The following is a 22,470-nucleotide window of genomic DNA, read 5'->3' as shown; positions in this document are numbered from 1 at the left end:
GACTAGGCAACGATATTGCCAAGTCTGCGCAACCCTCTCCCGCAAGGGGAGAGGGAACAGAAATGAAGAGATATTGGAGCAACGAAGATGTCATTGTTAGAAGCCCGCAACAGCTACAAGCCCTTTGAATATCCTTGGGCCTATGACTTCTGGAAACGCCAGCAGCAGATCCATTGGTTGCCCGAAGAAGTGCCCTTGGGCGAAGATTGCCGCGATTGGGCGCAGAAATTGTCGGACCATGAACGCAATCTTTTGACGCAGATTTTCCGCTTCTTCACGCAAGCCGATATCGAGGTGCAGAATTGCTACCACGAAAATTACGGCCGCGTGTTCAAGCCGACCGAAGTCAAGATGATGCTCACTGCCTTTTCCAACATGGAAACCGTCCATGTCGCGGCCTACAGCCATTTGCTCGACACCATCGGCATGCCCGAGTCCGAATATTCGGCGTTCCTCGAATATGAAGAAATGGCGGCGAAGGTCGATTATATCCACCAATTCGGCGTCGACACCGACGAAGACATTGCGCGCACGCTTGCCATGTTCGGCGGCTTTACCGAAGGGCTGCAATTGTTCGCCTCCTTTGCGATGCTGATGAACTTCCCGCGCTTCAACAAGATGAAGGGCATGGGCCAAATCGTATCCTGGTCGGTCCGCGACGAAAGCCTGCACTGCGAAGGCATTACCAAGCTGTTCCACGCATTTTGCGCCGAACGCGGCTGCCTCACCAAGTCGGTGCGGGAAGACATTATCGATTGCTGCCAGAAGGTCGTCCGTCTGGAAGATAACTTCATCGACCTCGCGTTCGAAATGGGCCCAGTCCCCGGCATGACCGCCAAGGAAATCAAACGCTACATCCGCTACATCGCCGATTGGCGCTTGGGCCAGCTTGGTTTCCAACCCATCTACATGGTCGAAGACCACCCGCTGCCATGGCTCGCGCCATTGTTGAACGGCGTCGAGCACGCCAACTTCTTCGAAACCCGCGCCACCGAGTACAGCAAGGCGTCGACACGCGGCGATTGGGGCCAGGTATGGAACAGCTTCGACAACCGCAAAAAGAAAGACGTGACCGAAGTCATCGTCGCCGAAAATGATGGCCTCGATATGTTTGAAGCGGCTGGGGTTGCGGCGGAGTAGATGAATACTCAATACGTAAGCGCTCAGTCAGCAATTGACGAACAGAAAAAGTCTACAGATGGGCACGTAATAGGGCTAACATCCAAATTCACCTGTCCTTTTAACGATTGCAGGACTTACGCTGTTCACCGTTGGGGTGCAAGCAACAGTCCAAGTGCTCGTGACGGTGCAGGACTTTTGAGCCACCGAAATTTTGGCAGTATGCCTCCTGTTAACTTTTCACTTTGCGAAGCTTGCGGGCGCGAGGCGATTTACATTGGAGGGCAAATTGTTCTCCCCGCAGAAACAGATGCACCTCCGCCCGCAGTTGATTTGCCTACCGATTGTATTCCCGATTACGAGGAAGCTCGGGCAGTTCTTCCCCGATCACCTCGCGGCTCAGCGGCACTTCTTCGTTTAGTTATACAAAAGCTTCTGCCTCACCTTGGCGCAACCAAAAAGACGATTGATGCTTCTATCGGAGAGCTGGTAGCCGCTGGTAAGATTAAGACGCAAATTCAGCAGGCCTTGGACACTGTTCGAGTGGTCGGCAACGAAAGCGTTCATCCTGGCGAAATGGACCTCCGAGATGATAGAGAGACTGCATTGGCGATTTTTCGCATTGTAAACCTGATAGTCGAAACCGAGATTACCGAGCCGAAACGTCTAGAAGCGCTTTACGCTTCACTACCCCAAAGCAAACTCGACGGAATTGCGAAACGAGATGCGCAACCTGAAGCTTGACGAGAACATTAATAGAACATAAACTGCTTTGCTATGAACTCAATCGAATTTTGCGCTGGCGCTGGCGGTCAGGCTTTGGGGCTTGAACAAGCTGGGGTTGCTGCGGAGTAATAAATGGTTACGCGAGATAAACTAAAAATCTGGGTACTTGACGCGCTGACAAGCCAAGGCGGAACGGCTCGAGTACCAGATATCGCAAAGTATATTTGGGATCACCACGAAGCAGAGCTGCGCAAGTCAGGAGATTTATTCTATACATGGCAATATGCTATGCGATGGGCAGGCCAAATCCTTCAGAAAGAGGGAAAATTGAATAAGAGCGGTCCTAACCGTCAATGGATTATAAAATGAGAGGGCCCTGTCATTAATTTCGTGTGTGGGCGGGCATAATGGGTAAGAAGGAGACCTACTATGTCACGACGCAAAGAGCCTGTGATCCCGGCTGAGTTATTGGATCGTCTTTTGGCTGGCACGGATGCTGCTTCTGCATTGGATCAGGGCGGATTGCTTGATTCTTTGAAGAAGGCGTTGGCCGAACGTGCGCTGGGTGCTGAGATGGATTATCATCTGGGCAGCGACGATCAGGCAGGCAACAGCCGCAATGGCTATGGCCGCAAGACCGTGATTACCGATACCGGCAAGATCGATATCGACGTGCCGCGGGACCGTTCCGGCAGCTTCGATCCGCAGCTGATCGCCAAGTATCAGCGCCGCTTTCCCGGCTTTGACGATAAGATTATCTCAATGTATGCGCGCGGCATGAGCACGCGCGAGATCACCGGGCATCTGCGCGAGCTTTATGCCATAGACGTATCGCCTGACCTGATATCGACCGTCACCGACGCGATATTGGATGAGGTTGCCGCCTGGCAGCAGCGCCCGCTTGATCCGGCCTATCCGCTGGTGTTCTTCGACGCCATCCGTGTCAAAATCCGCGACGAAGGCATGGTCCGCAGCAAGGCGATCCACATTGCCCTTGGCGTCCGCGCTGACGGTCGCAAGGAGGTTCTGGGGCTGTGGATCGAGCAGAATGAAGGGGCCAAGTTCTGGCTTCGCGTCATGAACGAACTCAAGAACCGGGGCGTCGATGATATCATGCTGGCCGTGGTCGACGGCCTCAAAGGCTTCCCCGACGCCATCACCGCCGTGTTCCCCGAAGCTGTGGTTCAGACCTGTATCGTGCATCTGCTGCGCAACTCTATGGACTTTGTGTCCTGGAAAGACCGAAAGCCGCTGGCAACCGCACTGAAGAGCATTTACCGCGCCGTCGATGCCAAAGCCGCCGAAGAGGCACTCACCGCCTTCGAGACCAGCGAATGGGGCATGCGTTACCCCGCCATCGGCCAAAGTTGGCGGCGGGCATGGGCTGAGGTCATTCCGTTCTTCGCCTTCCCCGAGGAAGTGCGCCGGATCATCTACACCACCAATGCCATCGAAGCGCTGAACTCAAAGCTGCGGCGGGCGGTCAGAGCCAGAGGGCACTTCCCCAGCGACGAGGCTGCAACCAAACTGCTTTATCTGATCTTGAACCGATCGGAAAAAGAGTGGAAGATGCCACCACGTGAGTGGACCATGGCAAAGGCCCAGTTCGCCGTAATATTCGGCGAACGGTTCATCAAAGCCATGGCGGCATAATGTTCAACCGCCCGCCCACACACGAAATTAATGACAGGGCCAATGAGAGCGAAGCAAACAAGTTCACCTGCCACCCTTTTCTTCATTGAAATGTAGGGTTGGATCGGGTACATGATAACCAATCGCACCCGCCAGGCCTCTATCCATTCGGATATGCACACTTGGCGGGTCTTTTATTAAGTGCTTCATGTTGCTATAGAAAAGTAATAGATGACCCGCACTTACACCAAACCGGCTTTGACATATGAGCAGCAGATCGCGCATCTTCGTGCGAACGGGATGGTGATCGCCGATGAAGCGCAGGCGGAATATTGGTTACAGCATGTCAGCTATTACCGGCTTAGTGCGTATTGGTTGTATTTTGAGCATCCAAAAAGAATGGACGGCTTAAAATTTAAACCCGGCACAACTTTTGAAGCCGTCACAGCCCTGTATGATTTTGACCGGATATTGAGACGCCTAACCATGCGCGGCACCGAGCATGTCGAGGTGGCCTTGCGAGGAAGTTGGGCATATCAAATAGCGCATCTTGGCAATGGCCATAGCTACGCTGATGCTAGCCACTATTCCAACCGTTCAGAATTTCACGACAATCTGTCGAAGTTAACCTCCGAAACAGGCCGATCACGTGAAACCTACATCAAGCATTATCGAGATAATTACGATAGCCCATCTTTGCCGCCAGCATGGATGGTTGCGGAGATGTTGTCATTTGGTCAGCTATCCCGATGGTACTCAAACCTTGCCGACCGTGCACTAAGAAACAAGATAGCGGAGCCTTTAGGCCTGCCCGAAACCGTCCTAGTGCCGTTAATTGGTCATGTGACAGATTTGCGAAACATCTGCGCACATCATGGCAGGCTTTGGAACCGACAGTTTCTAAGGCCGCCAAAGTTAGCGTTAAAGCCAACGAGCCTCGCTCAGTCTCTTGACCACAACGCAAATCAGGCACCCGCCAGACTCTACAACGGACTGACCATGGTCGGTCATGTCGTAAAAACCGTGTGTCCAGATTCAAACTGGGCCCTCGATATTCGAAATCACATCACAACCCACCCTACTGGCGATTTGGAAGCAATGGGTTTTCCAGCCGACTGGGCGTCCCGTCCAATCTGGCAATAATCCCTCAACCTTTCCTTAACCACCTCAATGCCAATCTCCCTAAATGGCCCGCGACTCATTCCTTAAAACCGCTGCACCCTTGGTCGTCCTATTTCCAAATCGGCCTTTGCTTCCAATCCTCCGGAAAACCCATAGAGCGCATCTGGCCTGCGGCACGCGTTTCCACCAAGGAACGCACACGATCAGGGAAAGTCGTATCCGGACTTTGATGGCGCAGCGTTTTCGCAAGGATGACAAGCACATTGTAAACGGAATTTCTCGGTTGGTGCTGGTTGCCGTTTACTTCAATGTCCATGTCATGCCGAAAACTTTTAATGTTCGGCGCGCGCTTGACTGTTCGGCGATTCCAAAGACGTCCATGATGCGCGCAGATATTCCGGACATAGGATAGAAGCTGCAACGTGCCTTCCATGGTTTCCTTGTTCGGCAAACCCAAATCTTTGGCAACGGCGTCCTTCATATTATTGTCTTTGGCTGCTTTCACCCACATCGAAATTTCGCCGAGAGTCATCAACTCGGTTATCTGCCATAATGGTGGCAGGTAGGGGGAGGTGTATTTCTTTCGATAATGTTCAATGAACACTTCACTGCTTTGCTCGACCGTGGTGCTTATTTTTGAAAACATTCTAGCATAGTCAAAACCGTTTTGAAAATTTGTATAATCCATATGGGCATGGGCACCATGTGCCAAAGAGAATAGGTTGGTCCACCGCGCGCGAACAGCAATCTCAAAACGGTCAATTGCCTCCATGATCAGCAATCTCAACTGGCGATCAAAAATGTAAATGTCGATGATATCCTTAAAATTCGTGCCCGCCGGAAATCGCTTGGAACGGGTTTCTCCATCTGCTGGTGGCAATTCCCAAGGGAGCCAATAGGCGCTCAAGCGGTAATAGCCGACTGTCTTTAGCCAGCGACGCATCAAGTCTTCATCGCCGACGATCCCTCTTGATCGGAGGAACTCAATTTGTTCATCAATCGTAGTAGGAAGATGCTGATATTGCAAAGAAAAGGCCCCCTCAATTTGAGGAGGCCCTTATAAGTAACCCCCCGGTATTGGGCAAGCTTTCGCTCTAGGCCTGGGGGGTGTTGTTGGCGTCCATCTAAGATTCCTAATCCAACAAGTCAAGCCACCATGTAGAGCGCCATTAACGCCGGTGTTATCATCGGCTGCTCACCGTCCCCTCAACCTCTCCTTAACCACCTCCATGCCATTATCCGCATATGGCCCGCGACTCATTCCTCAAAACTGCTGCACCCTTGGTCGTGCTGACCTTCTTGGCGGTGTATAATTTCCCGGTGATCACGCGGGGCGCGGAGCGGGTGGGGATTGGCCTTTAGTTACCCCAACACCGTCACCCTGAACTTGGTTCAGGGTCTATCGTGCCTATCAAAATCTGGGTTGGCTGCGCGATGGATGCTGAACCGAGTTCAGCATGACGATGCGGGGAACTCACAGTGAAAATTTAAAGGGAATTGCGGCAATGCAATCAATGGCGACGGTGTGGCGTGTGAACCTTATTAAGGCTACTAAGACACGCTAACGCGCCGACACATCACGCATTGACCTTCAACACCCTCCTCACCCTCCCCAACGCGCTTGGCCTGTTTGCGTTGGTCAACCTTTGGACGTTCATATTGTTCGGCCTCGACAAGATCCGCGCTGAGGCGGGAACGTGGCGGGTGTCCGAAGGGACGTTGCTGACTTGGGCGTTTTTGGGTGGGATCATCGGCGCCTATGCCGGTCGCGCTGCATTCCGGCACAAGACGCGCAAGCAGCCCTTTTCCAGCCACCTCCAACAGACCGCGATACTGCACGTCTTTGCTGCCGCGCTGGCGGGGGGCTGGATGCTGGCGGGCGCGTTATGACGTAGTGGCTGGCCCAGTTCCCCCTTCCCCGCCCGCGCGTTTCGTGCGACACCTTTCCGCATGATACTTCAGCTTGCCGTTTCGACTATCATGGTACTGCTCACGGTGGTTATCCATGGTGGCGGGCTTGCCATACTTGGGCGGATGTTACGCGGCGAGGTGCAGGCCGAGCGCGCGCATCATGTGCCGGGGGTTTCGTTGCGGACGATGGGTTTTACGCTGGCGTTGGTGCTGGCGCTGTTCGTGCTGCATGGCATTGAAATTTGGCTCTACGCCTTTTTATACGAAGGCATAGGGGCGGTGGCGAATCTCGAAACGGCGGTGTATTTTTCAACGATAAGCTATGCCGGTATTGGCTTTGACGATCGGTACATTGTGCCCGAATGGCGGCTTGTCGCGGCGATTGAGGGGATTAATGGCCTGCTGTTACTCGGTTGGTCAACGGCGTTTTTTGTAACGATTGTCGCCCGTCTGGGTCGGCGATAGGCGCGGGTCAGCACCAGCTTCGCCTACCGCCTTCATAATAACGGGCGAGCCCTTCGTCGACCAACACATCGCCCAGGCTTTCCCCGCCGCGCGTCAGGATGCGCAATTTGCGACCATAGCGATCTTCGTCACGGTCAATGCTTTGCAGTGTGAAAGGGCCAGCATTCACAAGCTCGTGTAGCCGCCGCGTTGCTGCGGCGCCGCGCTCCGCCTCCGCTGCGCAACGCGGTTGATGGGTTTCGGGCGTATCAATATCGGCGATGCGGATTTTGCTGCCGCGATACCAAATCGTATCGCCATCCACGACGCAGTTCGTGCCCCCACCGCTTTTGCATATGCCAAATGCGGCAGTTTCGGTATCGGTGACGCTTGCGGCAAAGGCAGCGACGCCGCCAACCGGGGCTGGGCCAGATAGCGTCCAGACGCCCCAAAAAACGGCGGCAGACAGCATCGCGCTAAGCGGAAGAAATCGGTTCATAACTGCACTGGACCTTTGCGTATGACAGCAGGGCACGCACGCCGGGTATTTACGCATTGCTTCGTAAACACCGCCGCGTTCGGACACTGCCGCCGGATGATACCATCTTTTACATGTTAGGCTCAACAATTGGTTAAAGTCGCGGTCCGTTATGTCGGATTCGGTGCAGTCAGGGTCGAGGTCAGAATTAATGTGCGGCTTTTGATCCAGCGCAAGGCGCAACGGCCGCCCGCGCGTTACCCTTATGCCGAACATCAACGAAGAAAGGATAAAGCATGTCGCATACCCCACATGAGCTTCACGACGAATTCCCTGACGCTGCGCAGAAAATCCATGATCTGAAACGGAATGACCCGCATTTTGCGACGCTGGCCGAGCGTTACCATGTGTTGAACCGTGAAATACACCGTATCGACAGCGGCATTGAACCGGCATCTGACGACCGGACCGAGGCCTTGAAGAAGGAGCGGCTGTCGCTGCTTGATGGGGTGTTTCAAAGACTGAACGACGGGCAAGCCAAAGCGTTGTGAGCCGCACAAAAACCGCCGGGGTTTCGCCCGGCGGTTGTGTTCTAGGGCTTAGGGGCAGGACCACTTAAATCCACCTTCGCGGTTTGAGGCCATACTGTTCAGTGCAAAGCGGCAATGGACAGTATGGGTCAAATCCGAAGGACGCCAAAATGGCTTCGATATCTTTGCCTTTTTGACGCCGCGAAGGTGGATTTAAGTGGCCCTGACCCTAGCCAGATGGCGGTGCCAAAGGATTAGAAACGGACGCCAAGGCCGATAACGGCCTGATGACGGTCAACGTCGATTTCACGGTCGAAATCATCCTGGCCGATGTCGAGATTCTTGTAGTTAGAATACCGATATTCCGCCTTGATGAAGCCGCTTGGGCCGAGCAGGTTGAACTTCTGTTCAATCCCGGCACCAATACGGTAGCCGTCGGCTGTCACACCATTGTTGAAAATCGTGCCCGCGCCATTGTCAAAACGGCCCTCGAACTTTGCATTGGTGTAACCACCCTTGGCATAGATCATCGTTGAAGGCGAAACGGCGAAACCAAGACGCGCGCCGACATACAGGTCGCGGTCAGTGTTTAAACGGAACGAATCGCCCGTGGTCACCAAGTCATTCGCCGTGCCGTTAACGTCGGAATCGGCAAATTCGCCTTCGATACCGACAATCACGCCGCCCATTTGAAAGTCGTACCCAGCGGCCACGCCATACATGATATCACCGTCACCATCGGCCACATCGTCATAACCGACGAGCGCTTCGATATGTGGCCCTGTGAACGGCGCGTCTTCCTGCGCAAGGGCGGGGGTTGCAAGTGCAGTGGAGAGGAAGGCTGCACCAATTAAAAGTTTACGCATTTTCAGTATCCATTTTCAGTAAAACTGACGCCATAGTTGCGACGTCGTTAACCAAATGCCGCAGCAGCCCGGATAGTTGCATGAATATAAAACAACCAAAATGCTGTGACATCATAGACACGCTTTGGGTCTGCCACAAACCGGCTTGCCCTAATGGTCCGATTTGGACATGGATGGCGCATGGAACACACGCCGCAGCCAGCCACCGCTTTCAAAATCCTGACCGCAACGCAATGGGCACAATTTGAAGCGGACGGTGTCTTTCATGGTGCGCCTGTTGATATGGCGGATGGCTACATCCATCTGTCGACGCAAGATCAGGTTCAGGGCACGCTGGACAAGCATTTTGCCGGTCAGGATGGATTGATCATTGCCGAGGTTGATTTAGCAGCACTTAAGGATGTGATCAAATGGGAGCCATCACGCGGCGGTGCGCTTTTCCCCCATATTTACGGTGACTTGCCGATACACGCGATCATCGGACATTTGACCCAGATCAAAGCATGACGGAATTTTTTACGCCATAAAGACCTTCTTAACTGAAGGAAACTGACATGGACGTAATTCAAATTCCTGCCGTCGCCATTTTCACCGGCATGCTCACATCATTTGCGATCATCATGCTCGTCATCACGGTGGGCGACGTTATCAAACGTTAGGGTCAGGATCGCCGCCTCGATTGCCACGGCTGTCGACATCGTCGGGCTCCAGCGCCGACTCACCAAAGCTGTCCGGTTCGTCGTCGTCGCTGCGCTCTGCGCGATAGGCGTCCATGTCGATTTGCCCGCTGCGTTCCATCTGGTTCATATGGTCCAACACATCCTGCGTATCGTCGGGATTGATCTGCGCGGGGTTGGTGGTTCCCCCATTTTCGCTTTCCAGATTGGCTGACCGATCGGCAATAACCCGTATGGCATCGTTGGACACGGTTTGCGCCTGCGCCGCTTCGTCATCTTGCTCGCTGTTAAAGCTCTCCGGCGTATTCTCCGCTTGGTCAACGGGGCGCGCATTGTCGGTGCTTACTTCGGCTATAAGCGGCTTACCGACGGGTCGGCTCTTTTCTGTTTCGGTCATGGAGGCATCCTGTCCTGAAAGTCGATAGACGTAAACGCGCATAAAGAAGGACGGTTCCCTCAGGCGTTTCAGGGTGCCCAGTTAAAGGCTTCGGCGCTTTCCCCAAGGCCATTCCCAGCTTTATCAAAACGTCGCTCCGTAATGCGCCCGGCACCATCACGCCCGACCGCCAATATTGTGCTGCACCGCGTACCATAGACAGCGTTGCGGATGAATATCGGATGCGCGTCCACATGGGTGCTATGGGCATCACCCAAAATGCCAAATAAAGTCATGGGGTCTTCTGCGCTGCCGCCAAGCCAGCTTATGAGCGCGCGGTTCAACCGTTCTTTGCGCGGCCAGCGTTCGCCCTGCACCGCATTGGAGAGACCGTGCACACCATGCCCCAATGAGGCGCGGACTTCATTCGGACGGTTCGACAGATATTGGAGCCCTTGTTGATCACCAATCATCAGACTGAACGGGTTGAAGTTCTCCAGATTGTCAGGAAACGCCCCGCGCGCGAGCCAATCAGTGACCAGCGCACCACGTGACGCCTTTTGCGGATCCGTGCTGTCTGGAGTTCGGATATTGGTAACAACGCCAAAGCGCCCGGTGTTGCTCACCCCCATCCATGTGCCTTGCGATAAGATATCGCGCCCAGCCATAATCGACGGATCGTCTGGCCATGGCCCCAACGGCGCTGCGGACCGGGCGTGAAATTCGTCGCGATTTCCTGCGACGATCAATTGCCAACGCGGATGCGCATGCCATGCAATCGACACTACGCACATGTCTTGTTCCGATGGGCCCGGGTGATGCCCAATGGTCAGCCTTTATGGCCGCTTTGGAAGAGATTTCCCGAGCAAGGCATCACAACGGCTTTTCGTAAATGCGATATATTTTGTTGATCTCACCATTTATGGCCTCGCCCACCGACCGCATCGGGCCATTGTCCTCCAGTACCCAACCAAATTCGCCGCGCGAGGCACCAAATTTGTTAGTCGAAGCATCGCGAATATAGGTGATCATCATAAACGCCAATTGGCTGGCCAACCGTGTTGCCTGCATTTTCTTGACCACGCCCATCAACGGTACCCGCATGCTGCGGACCTTGGGGGCGCGAAGCCACCAAAGCAGCTTTGCCCAGTTGAACGGGAATAGATATCCCCCGAAACTACCGATTTTCTCATTGATATCGGGCCATGTCATCATGAATGCCACGGGCTCTCCATCAACCTCGGCAATGCAGATCAAATCGTTAAATACGATGGGCTTAAGTTGCTTTCCGGTATGGGCGACTTCTGCATCCGTTATCGGCACAAAGCCCCAATTTCCGCTCCACGCATCGTTCAGTATCGACAGGATGATGGCCGCTTCGGCATCAAAATTGGCCTTGTTGACCTTCCGAATGACAATCCGCTCATTACGTTCGCCCGATGCGACGATACGTTGCACCAGGGGTGGGAACGGCACATCAATCGGTATTTGATAGGTATAAAGGTCTTTGACACCAGCATAACCCGCCGCCTGTATCCACGCGCCATAGGCAGGGTTGTGATGCCCCATCAGCACCGTCGGGGGGTGATCATGGCCTTGCACCAATAATCCCGGCTCTTCCCAGATCGACAGGCTCAATGGCCCAAGCGCGCGGACCATTTTTTTGTCGCGCAGCCAGCCTTCCGCTGTTTCAATCAGCACTTTTGCAACATCGGCGTCTTCGGCTTCGAAAAACCCCCAATTGCCTACACCCGGACCCATGCCCTGTTCCGGAGGCTGCGCCAAAGCGAGATAATCCAAATGCGCCGAAATGCGGCCAACAATATGCCCATCCCGCTCAGCTAGAAAAAGCTGCGCTTCGCCATGCTCGAACCACGGGTTTTTGCCCGGCGTGATCGTAGCCATGACGTCGCTTTTCAATGGCGGCACCCAGTTCGGGTCGCCTGCGTATAAGCGGAAAGGCAGATCGATAAAGGCTTGCTTGTCAGCCTTTGTCGAAACCAGGCGAATTTTGATGTCTGTCATATACTATCCCTGAAAGCTTTTACGACCCGCGCCGTTCATTCTTCGGTGCGGACTAAAACCGTCTCGCCTATCAAGAAGAACAACAAAAAGGGCCCCCATGCTGCAATCCATGGCGGATATGCGCCGAGATTACCCATGGCCAACGCAAAGTTATCGGCCACAAAATAGGTAAAGCCCAAGGCCATCCCGATGACCGCCCGCAAAAAGAGCGCGCCGGAGCGGGCAAGGCCAAAGGCCGCCACTGCGCCAAGCAATGGCATCAACAATGTGGACAAAGGCCCGGATAGCTTGTGCCATAAAATGCCTTCAAGATTATCCGTGCGGCGTCCAGCGGCCTTTAAATCGTCGATTGCGCGCATGAGCGGCAGGAAGGCAAGGCTGTCGCCATCGACTTTAACCAAATTGAACCTGTCAGGCGTGATACCTTTCCCAATGATGAGGCTATCTGCCGTCGTTCCGATTGTTGTCACCACATTGAACGATTTTGTTTTCTCAAGTTGCCAAGCATCGCCGATGTAACGCGCACGGGTGGCGGTGATGACTTGTCGCAAGCCGCCATTGGCACGCAGATATATGCGGACGTCCTCTAGCACCGTGTCATCGCCAGAACCCACGACATCGCCCGCATTGATAAGGTCATCGCCCTCACGCACCCATATATTGTTGCGGGCGTTGCTATCGGGTGCCAACGCGCCATATTCCGACGCCTGCCATGCCTTCAATCGCGCCGTGCTGGGGGCAACGACGGCATCGTTAAAGGCAAAGGATATCACCGCAACACCAAGGCTGGCGACGAACATCGGTGCCAAAATCTGATGCGCCGATAATCCAGCCGCTTTCATCGCCACGACTTCGCTGTTCTGGCTGAGCCCCGCAAACGTGATGAGGGTGCCGAGCAATACGGAAAAAGGTAGGAATCGTGCAATAATCTGCGGCGCGCGCATCGAAATATAATGCAGAACATCGCCCTGATCATTTCCGGGAACCGACAGAATTTTGCCGCTTTCCCCCAACAAATCGAGCGTCATCAATATAAGAACGAGCATCATCAGCACCGCAAAGCTGCGGATGATGAATAGCTTTGCCATATATATTGTAATGTTACGCGACGGGAAAAAATGCATGATCTACGTCTCCGCCGATGACGCGGGCATGCCAAGGGTCGCCAGCCGCGATTTTCGGCCAAAGCGGAACAGCCGCTTTGTCCATTTGCCAGCCTTTGTGGCAAACACCTCAAGCGCGCCAATCGGCTGCCCGCCGGGCACATGCGCGATGATATGGTACATCCACAGGATCAGCGCTGTGAAAATCAGAAATGGCAACCACAAGGCAATGAAAGGATCAACGATGCCCATCCCGCCCACGCCTTCCGCATATTCGTTGACCTTGTGATAGGTCACCACCATGACGATTGATAAAAACACCCCAAGCGCAGACGTTGAACGCTTCGGCGGGATCGCCAGCGCCAGTGCAAGCAAAGGCAGCAAGAGCATCATTGCGACTTCCACCAAGCGGAAGTGAAAATTGGCCCAAGCCCGGTTGCGGTCCAGCGGAGGTTTCTGGGCATCACCGCCGATCTGGATCAATTCAGTGATCAGATATTCACGATCCTTGCCACCGCGCGTGCGGAAATTTTCGATCTTTGGCAACGGAATGGGGATGTCATGGCTCGTAAAGCTCAACACCCGAGGAGATTCATAACTTGGCGCGTCATGAACGAGCGTTCCTTTTTCGAGCCGCAGCAAGATCGTATCAGGGTCGTCGGTCCTTAGAAACTGGCCGTGCTCCGCCGTCACTGCAATAGTCTGCCCGCTTTTGCTTTGCGCGAAAACAAATAGGCCAGACAGCGCATTGCCGTTATCGCGGCTTTCGTCGATACGGACAGTCAGGTTTTTGCCGACATTGTTAAACTCCCCCACCCGCACTTTTGCGCCAAAGGCACCTGAACGCAGTTCAAAGCGCAGTTCTTCATACAAATAGCGCGAACTTGGTTGAATAAAGCCAACGATCGCGAAATTGATAGCGGCAAGCACCATTGCGAACATGAACGGAACGCGCAACAGGCGAAAATAGCTCATGCCCACTGCGCGAAAAATGTCGAGTTCTGAGGATGTTGCTAATCGACGGAAGGCCAACAAGATGCCAAGCAGCAGGCCGATGGGGATACCCAATGAGAGATATTCGGGCACAAGGTTCGCCAGCATGCGCCAAACGACGCTGACCGGCCCGCCTTCTGCTGCCACAAAGTCAAACAGGTTCAGCATCTTTTCCAGCAACAGCAATGACGCGGCGATTGCGAGTGTGGCAAGCAGCGGCAACATCACAAGCCGGAAGATATAGCGGTCGGTGGCAGTTAGAAATTTCAATTTATCGTCGCCCTGTCACCCTAATTTGGCCGCAAACTCACCCGATAGACGGTTACAGGTTCAGGGGCAATATCGATGCTATCCGAAAAAAGTGCGGATAACAGACATTAAAGTTCCAGGAGTATACAGATGAAGAAATGTGTCGCCCTTGTGGCTATGGTTGGTCTGGTGCTGGTTTCAGGTGTAGCAGTCGCGAGCCAAGAGCTGAATAATGATATGTCGCGGTGCACGTCGGGCAACGGGCCGGCCGTGCTCGTCCAAGTGCGCGGCATTAAGGAAGCGACCGGGAAAGTCCGTGTGCAATCCTACCCCGCAATTGCCGGCGTTTGGTTGGCCAAGGGCCGCTGGCTTCACCGCATCGAGACCCCCGCAAGCGCAGGCAGCATGAATATCTGCATCCCGGTTCCCGCCGAAGGCAAATATGGCATCGCTGTCCGGCATGACCGCAATGGCAATGGCAAGACCGATATTAGCCAGGACGGCGGCGGTTTTTCGAATAACCCAAGCATCAGCATTCTGAACTTGGGCAGGCCATCGGTCAACAAGGTCGCTTTTGACGCAGGCCCCGGGGTCACGCGGATCACAATCAACCTGAAATATATGTGAGGGTGTTTATTTGGCTTTAGTGGCGCTCCTTTCGAACCCGAATTCAACTGGCAACAAATCTATGTTGCCAGAGGTTCGTACCTATTGCGCAAAAAATCCCGATATATTTCATTATGAGGTCGAGGAGATCGGCCAGATTGCCAAGGCGTTGGAGATGATTGCCCGCGTGAAGCCCAAGGTGCTGGTGATCAACGGCGGCGATGGCACGGTTCAATCCGCCCTGACCGAGCTTTATCATGGTGGCCATTTTGAAGGCACCCCACCGCCAGTGGCTGTATTGCCCAACGGCAAGACGAACCTCATCGCCTTGGACTTGGGTGCAGAAGGCGATCCGTTGGAGGCACTTTCGCGGATTGTTGAGGTCGCAAAAGGCGATATGACGAAGCATATCGTGGTGCGCGAACTCATTGCCCTGAGCGATGGCAGCGAAGATGCGCGTCCGGTGCTGGGCATGTTTCTTGGTGGAGCAGGGCTTGCCGAAACGATTTTATATTGTCGGCACAAAATTTATCCCTTGGGCCTACCCAATGGACTTAGCCATTTTTTGACCGTATTTGCCGTCATGTTTTCGGCAATCGTCACCGTAAAAGCCAGTTTCCTGCCGAAACGATCAAAGCCGGTCAGCATCACGTTTATCCGCAATGGTGAATTGCACGGCACGTTTTCTGTGCTGATTGTGACGACTTTGGAAAAGCTTTTGTTGGGCGGCCAAGCGGGCACCAACAAGCAACGCGGGTTGATGAAATTTCTGGCGGTTGACCAAAAACCATTGGCTATACTGAAAATGATTGCGGCCTCATTGCGGGGCAAATTAGGGCAAACAACCATGAGCGGTGTGCATTTCCAACAAGGCGACGTCATTCGCATTGACAGCGAACAAAGCAATGTCGTTCTGGACGGCGAAGTTTTTCAGGCCCATCGCGGTAGCCCAATCGTTCTGCGCTCGACACCGCCCGTCCCGTTCCTGAAACTGGCCGCTTAACAAGCGCCCATAAAGGCGGCTTAGACCACAGACATGCTCTCGCTTAGGCAACTTGTCGCTGAAGAATTGGCTATCCCAGTGCAGAAGGGCGTAAGCGAATTTGCATCGCATATCGCGGCGCAATTTAACGGCGCGGCACGCGCGGTGTTATTCTACGGTTCATGTTTACGGTCGGAGCAATTGCAGGGCGAGATGCTCGACTTTTACCTGATCGTTTCTGACTATAAGGCCGCTTATGGCAAAAGCTGGCTCGCGACATGGAACCGCCGTCTACCGCCTAACGTCTTTCCGTTTCAACATAATGGCCTCATCGCCAAAGTCGCGGTGTTAAGCGAAAGCGACTTTCATCACCTTAACCGGCCAGCCGCATCTGCCGTTTCGGTCTGGGCCAGATTTGCACAGCCCGCACGCCTCGCCTGGTGCGCCGATGATAAGGCGCGACAAGCGACGGTAATCGCGATTTCGGGGGCGGCCCCAACTTTGCTCAATGCAGCATTGGCATTTGCCGAACGTGAGGTGGACGTCCTCGATTTGTGGCAGTCAGGGTTCCAGATGACATATAGCGCCGAACTGCGCGCCGAACGCAAAGACCGGCCATCGTCCGTCATCGCATTCGACCCCGAACGCTATGGCCGTTTTGGCATCGCTGCGCTGTATCACACCCGTATAGCGAACGAACTGCGCGGCGACAAAATCCTGTTATTTCCAGATGTGGACGCCAAAATTGCGGAAGAGAAAAATCGTTGGCCGGGATTGCGCCGACGCGGCAAATTGCTGACCATCGCACGGCTTGCCAAGGCCGCCTTTACTTATGCCGGCGGGATTGATTATCTGGCGTGGAAGATAAACCGCCACGCCGGAACGCAGATCATCATCCAGCCATGGCAGCGCAAATGGCCATTGGTCGCGGCGCTGTTTCTGGTGCCGAAATTATGGGCAAAAGGGGCCGTGCGTTAACCGCCAAATCGGTTGTGCGGAGCCAACAGCACAAGCGCGAAAATGCCGGCATAAGCCGCAGGCAACAACAGGCTGTTATATCCGAAGATGCCAAACATCAACGCGCCAACCGCAGCGCCGATGATCAGGCCAAGCCATAGCAACAGATATGGCATCCATTCCAAACGCGGACCGCCGCTGATCATCGTGGCAAGCCCCTGCCCGATTTTAACAAGCGCGCCTGTCATGTAAGTGAGCCCGAACGATACGGACCCTTCGCGTTCAAAAAGCGTGTTTTCCAGCCCCATGCAGAATGCCGCAAAGCACAGCCCAATGAGCAGAAATCCAAAGTTTGCAATGAGTGGCGCGGCAAATAGCAGCAGCGATATGATGATGAGGATGAATGCCTGACGCCGCGAAGGCGAGAGCATGTTCTTGCGGCCAATAAGCGACCCTGCAACGACGCCGGTTACAAAGCTTGTCAGCAACGCAGCGACCATGCCAACATAAGGCGCGGCGTCCACCAGACCGACGCTGAGCCGTGTGGAATTTCCGCTCATAAAAGAGAGGAAAAACCCGCCGCTGGCAAGGAACCCAATGGCATCGACCATACCCGCCATGGCCGCGAAACTGACGGCCAAAAGGCGGGCGTTACGGTCAAGCCTGTTCACGAGCTTTCCGTCAGATGATCCCGACAGCCTTGCCGGCGCGTTCGAAACGGTCGAGAATATCTGCGACCTGATCGCTCGTATGCTCCGCGCAAAGCGAGCAGCGCAGCAAGGTCATACCTGCGGGCGTCGCCGGTGGGCGTGCCAAGTTCACATACAGCCCGTTTTCAAGCAACGCTGCCCACATCGCCGCACCCTTTTCCAGATCGGGCATGATGACCGCGATGATGGCGCTTTGTGCATTGGGCGTGCCCAATTGGAAGCCCAGATCGCGCAGCCCCTGATGCAGGTTCTTTGAATTTTCCCACAAATGCGCGCGCTTGTTACCATTGTGCATCAGCTTGCGAATACTTGCCGCCGAACAGGCAACAACCGAAGGCGGTAGCGATGCGGTGAACACATAAGGACGGCAAACCAGCCGCATGATTTCAAACTTGGGATGGTTCGACACGCAGAAACCACCCACGGTGCCAACCGATTTGGAAAAGGTGCCAATGACGAAATCGACATCATCCAGCACGCCTTGCTCTTCCGCCACGCCGCGCCCATTTTCGCCGATAAAGCCCATGGAGTGCGCTTCGTCGACCAGGATCATTGCGCCGGCCTCTTTCGAAACGCGGATCATTTCCTTCAACGGCGCAACGTCGCCAAGCATGGAGTAAACGCCCTCAAGCACAACAAGCTTACCTGCGTCCGCCGGAAGCCGTTTCAGCCGCTTTTCAAGTGCCTCAACATCATTGTGGCGGAAGGCGACGATTTCGGCGTCACCCATTTTGCAGCCATCATAAATCGATGCATGGCTGTCAATGTCGAGGATGATGTAATCGCCCTTGCCAGCGATTGTGCTGATGATACCCAAATTCGCCTGATAGCCCGTGGAAAAGACCATGGCATGGTCCATCCCGTAAAATTCCTTCAACGCGTCTTCGCATTCCTTATGACCCTGAAAGGTGCCGTTCAGAACGCGGCTGCCGGTGGTGCCAGCGCCAAATTCGTCCAATGCTTGCTTGCCTGCCGCAATGACGTCATCGTCAAAGGTCATGCCCATATAATTATAGGTGCCAAGCAGGATCGTTTCCTTGCCATTGACGACAGCGACGGTGGGCGATTTCACTTCTTCCATCACCAGGCTGAACGGGTCTTTTACGCCGGTGGCGAGCAGACCTTCGCGCTGGGCGATTAAAGCGTCAAATTTGGAAAATAAGTCAGTCATTACCGTCTCTCGTGAAAAATTTAAGCAGCAGTTAGCTTGGTCACGGCATCGACCAATTGGCCTACATTTTCAATTTCAGCCTGCAAATTCATGCTGATGATGATATCGAAACTGTCTTCGACTTCAGCGACAAAATCCATAACGGTCAGGCTATCCCATTCCAAGTCGCCCGCAAAGGTCGTTGCCTCACCAACTTCGACGCCTTTTTTGTTAAATGGTTCAATCAAGCCCTTCAGGCGATCAAACATTTCGCTGCGGTCAGTCATTCTTCAATCCCCGATATGGTTGGCGGCCAATGGTCCACCTATCCGCGCTATTGCAAGCGAATAAGGCGGCAAAAGGGCAAGGTTAAGGCGCTACATCCACCCGTGCTTGCGATACCAGCTTGCGGTGTCTTTCAGGCCCGAAGTCGTTGGAATTTTTGGCTGCCAAAGCTGCGACGCTGGCGCAGCGTCCGGGTCAATAGTCCAGTCAGGATGCGCAAGGTAATTGGCGCGGTCCGGCGTCAGCTTTGCCATTGGCCCGCGGATCGCACGATCGGCCCATCCGGCAAATTTCAAAAGAAAGCCCGGTGCATGCACAGCCGTAATGTTGCGGCCGACCGCCGCGCCGATGGCTTTGGCAAAGGCTTCATGACTCCACCCGCCCGCCGTCCCGTCATCGGCTTCAAACACGTGTTTCGACACATTTTCAGCCGACAACAAGGTCACGAGCAAGCGGGCCAGATCATCGACATGGATGACGGACACCCGCCCGCGCGGCGGCAGCAAAGCCCAGCCCTTGGCCGCAATCCGGAACATATCAAACATTTCGGTGTCGCCGGGGCCATAGACACCCGGCGGTCGAATGACGATCCAGTCGAGCGACGAAGCTTTCACAAGATTTTCGGCCCTGGCCTTGCTCGCGCCATATAAGGACAGCGCCGGTTCGCGCGCGGCAAGTGAGGAGACAACGACGAAGCGGTCAATATGTGCCATTTGGGCAGCGGCAAGCATATTTGCGGTGCCAGCGACATTACCGCTTTCAAAACCAGCCGCATCGGGCGCGTTGACGACGCCAGCAACATGCAACACCGCATCTGCGCCTTTGCATAATAGGTTGAGACTGACCACATCATCCAGACGGCCATGCACCCATGTCACGCCTGCTGTCGTGGGCTGGTCCCGCCGCGTCAATGCGCGCACGTGCCAGCCAGCCGCGACCAATCGATCCAGCGTGATCCGCCCGACAAACCCCGTCGCCCCGGTCAGCGCAACTGTCTTCACAGCAGGACCAATTGATCGCGGTGGACGAGCACAGAGCGGGGCACGGTGCCCAATATGGCGGCAAGCTCGCTTGACCGATGCCCGCAGATACGCGCCGCATCAACCGCGTCATATTCGGAAAGTCCGCGTGCAATCGCAATGCCGTCATCGGCGCTGATGTCGATGACATCGCCACGCTTGAATTCGCCCTCTACCGACAGTGCCCCTGCGGGCAACAGGCTGCTGCCGTTCTGGAGCGCTTGTACCGCACCGTCATCAATTCGGATCCGGCCCTTGACCGTCAGCCGTCCGCCGAGCCAGCTTTTGCGCGCCGATGCGCCTTCGCGTGGAGCGAAGAAGGTCGAAAGCCCGCCTTGCTGCAACGCCGTAAGCGGATGGTCGCGCAGACCTGATGCGATCACCAGGCCAACCCCGGCCCGCGTTGCAATATCTGCGGCATCCAATTTGGATGCCATCCCGCCGGACCCCATGCCAGAAGAGGAGCCTTCGGCCACCATCACCCGCACGCGGCCATCAATCTTCTCAATCGTCGGTAGCAACACCGCGCCAGGCAAATGTGGCGCGCGGTCGAACAAGCCGTCAACATCCGACAGCAATATCACGCCCGTCGCGCCCGCAGCTTGCGCCACGCGTGCGGCCAAACGGTCATTGTCGCCAAAACGAATTTCTTCGGTAGCGACGCTGTCATTTTCGTTGATGACAGGCACTGCGCCTGCCCCCAAGAGGCGATCAAGCGTGGCCGCGATGTTCAAATAACGGCGGCGGTCTTCAAGATCATCGAGCGTCACCAGCATCTGCGCTGCGGCCAAGGACTGACTTTCTAACAGCTCCGCCCAGATGCCCGATAACACAATCTGCCCTACCGACGCGGCGGCTTGCGCATCGGCAAGGCTGGCGCGGCCACCCTTGTCAAAGCCCAAGCGGCGGGCACCCAGCGCAATTGCACCCGAGGTGACAATGATGCACCGCTGCCCCGCCTTATGCCGCGCACTGATGTCCGCAACGAGCGTCTGAAGCCATTCCCGCCGCACAGTTCCGTCCGGCTGCACCAGCAACGACGAGCCGACCTTAACCACCAATAAGGGGCAGGATGCGGGTGAGAGTTTATGCATGGGCGTCATGCTGAACTTGTTTCACATTAAGACCCTGAAACAAGTTCAGGGTGACGGAGTTGTAAGGGCGAGGCGCAGCGTTCAGATCGGCGACCATGTCCCGTCCTCGGTAATGCCATCGGCCTTTGCGCCTTCAATCCCGCTTTTGGCAGGCAGCGCCTCCAATATCCGGTCGAGCACCAAGTCAACGCCTTGGCCCGTCGCGCCGGAAATCGCGATGACATCCTGCGCGCCGGCCGCCTGAAGCTGCTGTGCGATGTCGGCCATCAATTCAGGGTCAAGCAAATCGCCCTTGTTGAGCGCGACAATCTGGGGCTTTTCATCCAAGGCCGCGCCATATTCGCTCAATTCGTCACACACAATGTGCCACGCGGCCACGGGGTCATCTTGCGTTGCATCAATCAAGTGAATCAGGATCCGGCAGCGCTCAATATGGCCCAAGAAACGGTCGCCAATGCCAACGCCTTCGGCAGCGCCAGCGATAAGGCCTGGAATATCGGCCAGCACGAATTCACGCGACTTATGGTCAACAACGCCCAATTGCGGGCGCGTGGTGGTGAACGGATAATCACCAACCTTCGCCTTGGTATTCGACACTTGGTTGATGAACGTCGATTTGCCCGCGTTCGGCATGCCGACAAGGCCGACATCAGCCAACAGTTTCAACCGCAACCAGATATATCTTTCTTCGCCGGGCCAGCCTGGACCATGTTCGCGCGGGGCGCGGTTGGTTGAGCTTTTATACGATGCGTTACCACGGCCGCCATCGCCACCGCGCAGGAACACAACCCGTTGTCCCACTGCAGTCAGGTCAAGCAAAAGCGTACGGTCTTCGTCATCGGCCAGCACCTGCGTGCCCACAGGAACCTGAATGACAAGATCATCACCATAAGCGCCATGGCGATCACGGCCCATCCCTTGAATGCCGCGCATAGCTTTGAAATGCTGCGCATAGCGGAAATCGATGAGTGTGTTCAGCCCGGCCACTGCCTCAATAACGATATCACCACCCTTGCCGCCATTACCGCCGTCGGGGCCGCCATATTGAACATATTTCTCCCGCCGAAAACTGACCGCGCCCGGGCCACCTGCGCCGGAACGGACAAAAATCTTAGCTTGGTCAAGAAAATGCATATATTGGCCTTTAGGGGAGAATGCTGGTTTTGGCCAGTGTTGGGTTCAAAACCCGAGCTTGTCACCCTGAACTTGGTTCAGGACAGCGGCGTTTGGATTCCCGACTGTCATGCTGAACTTGTTTCAGCATCTTACTTCTGGACATTTCAGAATTAAGACCCTGAAACAAGTTCAGGGTGACTGAATCGGGTCAGCATGACGTGAAGAAGAAAAGTGGTGGAGCCTAGGGGAGTCGAACCCCTGACCTCTACACTGCCAGCGGTCCGGAAGCGCGGAATAGTG

Annotated in this window: 25 protein-coding genes; 11 read left to right on the top strand and 14 right to left on the bottom strand. The window is 54.8% G+C overall.

The window, feature by feature from the left end; translation table 11 throughout:
- Positions 1–87 precede the first annotated feature (87 nt).
- The 4 genes from HEQ18_RS11585 to HEQ18_RS11570 all read left to right on the top strand — a co-directional run bounded on the left by HEQ18_RS11585 (position 88) and on the right by HEQ18_RS11570 (position 4,620).
- Positions 88–1,140: a ribonucleotide-diphosphate reductase subunit beta gene (locus HEQ18_RS11585; RefSeq protein ID WP_432814832.1), complete on the top strand. Its 1,053-nt coding sequence runs from the start codon at positions 88–90 to the stop codon at positions 1,138–1,140.
- A complete protein-coding gene (locus HEQ18_RS11580; RefSeq protein ID WP_432814831.1) occupies positions 1,141–1,863 on the top strand; it encodes a DUF4145 domain-containing protein in 723 nt (240 codons plus the stop codon). It begins immediately after the preceding gene.
- Positions 1,864–2,274: 411 nt separating this feature from the next.
- A complete protein-coding gene (locus HEQ18_RS11575; RefSeq protein ID WP_432814241.1) occupies positions 2,275–3,498 on the top strand; it encodes an IS256 family transposase in 1,224 nt (407 codons plus the stop codon).
- Positions 3,499–3,708: 210 nt separating this feature from the next.
- The gene (locus HEQ18_RS11570) at positions 3,709–4,620 is read left to right on the top strand and encodes an Abi family protein (protein WP_432814830.1); all 912 of its coding nucleotides are present in this window, start codon (positions 3,709–3,711) and stop codon (positions 4,618–4,620) included.
- 88 nt (positions 4,621–4,708) lie between these two features.
- Here HEQ18_RS11570 and HEQ18_RS11565 read toward each other — a convergent pair whose 3' ends face one another.
- Positions 4,709–5,626, bottom strand: coding sequence for an Abi family protein (locus HEQ18_RS11565; protein WP_432814829.1), 918 nt, complete (start codon positions 5,624–5,626; stop codon positions 4,709–4,711).
- A 557-nt stretch (positions 5,627–6,183) separates the two neighbouring features.
- On the opposite strand from HEQ18_RS11565, the gene HEQ18_RS11560 reads away from it, so the two are divergent.
- Complete coding sequence (locus HEQ18_RS11560) at positions 6,184–6,489, top strand: DUF1294 domain-containing protein (RefSeq protein WP_432814828.1); 306 nt, start codon at positions 6,184–6,186, stop codon at positions 6,487–6,489.
- A gap of 60 nt (positions 6,490–6,549) precedes the next feature.
- Complete coding sequence (locus HEQ18_RS11555) at positions 6,550–6,975, top strand: ion channel (RefSeq protein ID WP_432814827.1); 426 nt, start codon at positions 6,550–6,552, stop codon at positions 6,973–6,975.
- A gap of 7 nt (positions 6,976–6,982) precedes the next feature.
- On the opposite strand, the gene HEQ18_RS11550 is transcribed toward HEQ18_RS11555, so the two are convergent.
- Complete coding sequence (locus HEQ18_RS11550) at positions 6,983–7,453, bottom strand: thermonuclease family protein (protein WP_432814826.1); 471 nt, start codon at positions 7,451–7,453, stop codon at positions 6,983–6,985.
- A 275-nt stretch (positions 7,454–7,728) separates the two neighbouring features.
- Here HEQ18_RS11550 and HEQ18_RS11545 point away from each other — a divergent pair, with 275 nt between their 5' ends.
- Complete coding sequence (locus HEQ18_RS11545) at positions 7,729–7,983, top strand: YdcH family protein (RefSeq protein ID WP_397605708.1); 255 nt, start codon at positions 7,729–7,731, stop codon at positions 7,981–7,983.
- Between the two features lie 233 nt (positions 7,984–8,216).
- Here the strand turns inward: HEQ18_RS11545 and HEQ18_RS11540 are convergent, their stop codons facing one another.
- Positions 8,217–8,828, bottom strand: coding sequence for an outer membrane protein (locus HEQ18_RS11540; RefSeq protein WP_432814825.1), 612 nt, complete (start codon positions 8,826–8,828; stop codon positions 8,217–8,219).
- A gap of 180 nt (positions 8,829–9,008) precedes the next feature.
- Here HEQ18_RS11540 and HEQ18_RS11535 point away from each other — a divergent pair, with 180 nt between their 5' ends.
- Entirely contained in the window at positions 9,009–9,335 is a 327-nt protein-coding gene (locus HEQ18_RS11535; protein ID WP_432814824.1) for a DUF952 domain-containing protein, read from the top strand.
- A gap of 141 nt (positions 9,336–9,476) precedes the next feature.
- Here the strand turns inward: HEQ18_RS11535 and HEQ18_RS11530 are convergent, their stop codons facing one another.
- The 5 genes from HEQ18_RS11530 to HEQ18_RS11510 form a co-directional block, all read right to left on the bottom strand.
- Positions 9,477–9,902, bottom strand: coding sequence for a hypothetical protein (locus HEQ18_RS11530; RefSeq protein WP_432814823.1), 426 nt, complete (start codon positions 9,900–9,902; stop codon positions 9,477–9,479).
- A 68-nt stretch (positions 9,903–9,970) separates the two neighbouring features.
- Positions 9,971–10,675 (bottom strand): NRDE family protein, encoded by a 705-nt coding sequence (locus tag HEQ18_RS11525; RefSeq protein WP_432814822.1) that lies wholly within the window; start codon positions 10,673–10,675, stop codon positions 9,971–9,973.
- Positions 10,676–10,754: 79 nt separating this feature from the next.
- Positions 10,755–11,906, bottom strand: a complete 1,152-nt coding sequence (locus HEQ18_RS11520) for an N-acetyltransferase (RefSeq protein ID WP_432814821.1) — start codon at positions 11,904–11,906, stop codon at positions 10,755–10,757.
- A 35-nt stretch (positions 11,907–11,941) separates the two neighbouring features.
- A complete protein-coding gene (lptG, locus tag HEQ18_RS11515; protein ID WP_432814820.1) occupies positions 11,942–13,030 on the bottom strand; it encodes an LPS export ABC transporter permease LptG in 1,089 nt (362 codons plus the stop codon).
- A gap of 3 nt (positions 13,031–13,033) precedes the next feature.
- On the bottom strand, positions 13,034–14,227 hold the full coding sequence (locus HEQ18_RS11510) for an LptF/LptG family permease (protein WP_432816004.1): 1,194 nt from the start codon (positions 14,225–14,227) through the stop codon (positions 13,034–13,036).
- 201 nt (positions 14,228–14,428) lie between these two features.
- On the opposite strand from HEQ18_RS11510, the gene HEQ18_RS11505 reads away from it, so the two are divergent.
- The 3 genes from HEQ18_RS11505 to HEQ18_RS11495 are packed head-to-tail and all read left to right on the top strand — an operon-like array spanning position 14,429 to position 16,817.
- Positions 14,429–14,878 carry a DUF2141 domain-containing protein gene (locus tag HEQ18_RS11505; protein ID WP_432816003.1) on the top strand — a complete coding sequence of 150 codons (450 nt, stop codon included), beginning with the start codon at positions 14,429–14,431 and terminating at the stop codon, positions 14,876–14,878.
- 10 nt (positions 14,879–14,888) lie between these two features.
- Positions 14,889–15,860 carry a diacylglycerol/lipid kinase family protein gene (locus tag HEQ18_RS11500; RefSeq protein ID WP_432814819.1) on the top strand — a complete coding sequence of 324 codons (972 nt, stop codon included), beginning with the start codon at positions 14,889–14,891 and terminating at the stop codon, positions 15,858–15,860.
- 33 nt (positions 15,861–15,893) lie between these two features.
- Entirely contained in the window at positions 15,894–16,817 is a 924-nt protein-coding gene (locus HEQ18_RS11495; protein ID WP_432814818.1) for a hypothetical protein, read from the top strand.
- Here HEQ18_RS11495 and HEQ18_RS11490 read toward each other — a convergent pair.
- The 6 genes from HEQ18_RS11490 to obgE all read right to left on the bottom strand — a co-directional run bounded on the left by HEQ18_RS11490 (position 16,814) and on the right by obgE (position 22,188).
- Complete coding sequence (locus HEQ18_RS11490; RefSeq protein WP_432814817.1) at positions 16,814–17,467, bottom strand: YoaK family protein; 654 nt, start codon at positions 17,465–17,467, stop codon at positions 16,814–16,816. The two genes, HEQ18_RS11495 and HEQ18_RS11490, sit on opposite strands and share 4 nt — an antisense overlap.
- A gap of 10 nt (positions 17,468–17,477) precedes the next feature.
- Entirely contained in the window at positions 17,478–18,677 is a 1,200-nt protein-coding gene (gene spt / locus HEQ18_RS11485) for a serine palmitoyltransferase (protein ID WP_397603973.1), read from the bottom strand.
- Positions 18,678–18,697: 20 nt separating this feature from the next.
- The gene (locus HEQ18_RS11480) at positions 18,698–18,943 is read right to left on the bottom strand and encodes an acyl carrier protein (RefSeq protein WP_295497917.1); all 246 of its coding nucleotides are present in this window, start codon (positions 18,941–18,943) and stop codon (positions 18,698–18,700) included.
- A 90-nt stretch (positions 18,944–19,033) separates the two neighbouring features.
- Complete coding sequence (locus HEQ18_RS11475) at positions 19,034–19,942, bottom strand: NAD-dependent epimerase/dehydratase family protein (protein ID WP_432814816.1); 909 nt, start codon at positions 19,940–19,942, stop codon at positions 19,034–19,036.
- Positions 19,939–21,054 carry a glutamate 5-kinase gene (proB, locus tag HEQ18_RS11470; protein WP_432814815.1) on the bottom strand — a complete coding sequence of 372 codons (1,116 nt, stop codon included), beginning with the start codon at positions 21,052–21,054 and terminating at the stop codon, positions 19,939–19,941. Before proB ends, HEQ18_RS11475 begins: the two co-directional genes overlap by 4 nt.
- Positions 21,055–21,135: 81 nt before the next feature.
- A complete protein-coding gene (gene obgE, locus HEQ18_RS11465; protein ID WP_397603977.1) occupies positions 21,136–22,188 on the bottom strand; it encodes a GTPase ObgE in 1,053 nt (350 codons plus the stop codon).
- Positions 22,189–22,470 lie beyond the last annotated feature (282 nt).

Origin of the sequence: Sphingorhabdus sp. (assembly GCF_050921905.1) — a bacterium.
Classification (GTDB): Bacteria; Pseudomonadota; Alphaproteobacteria; order Sphingomonadales; family Sphingomonadaceae; genus Sphingorhabdus_B.
The sequence above is the reverse complement of the archived record's forward strand: the minus strand, read 5'-3'. Positions and strand labels throughout refer to the sequence as shown.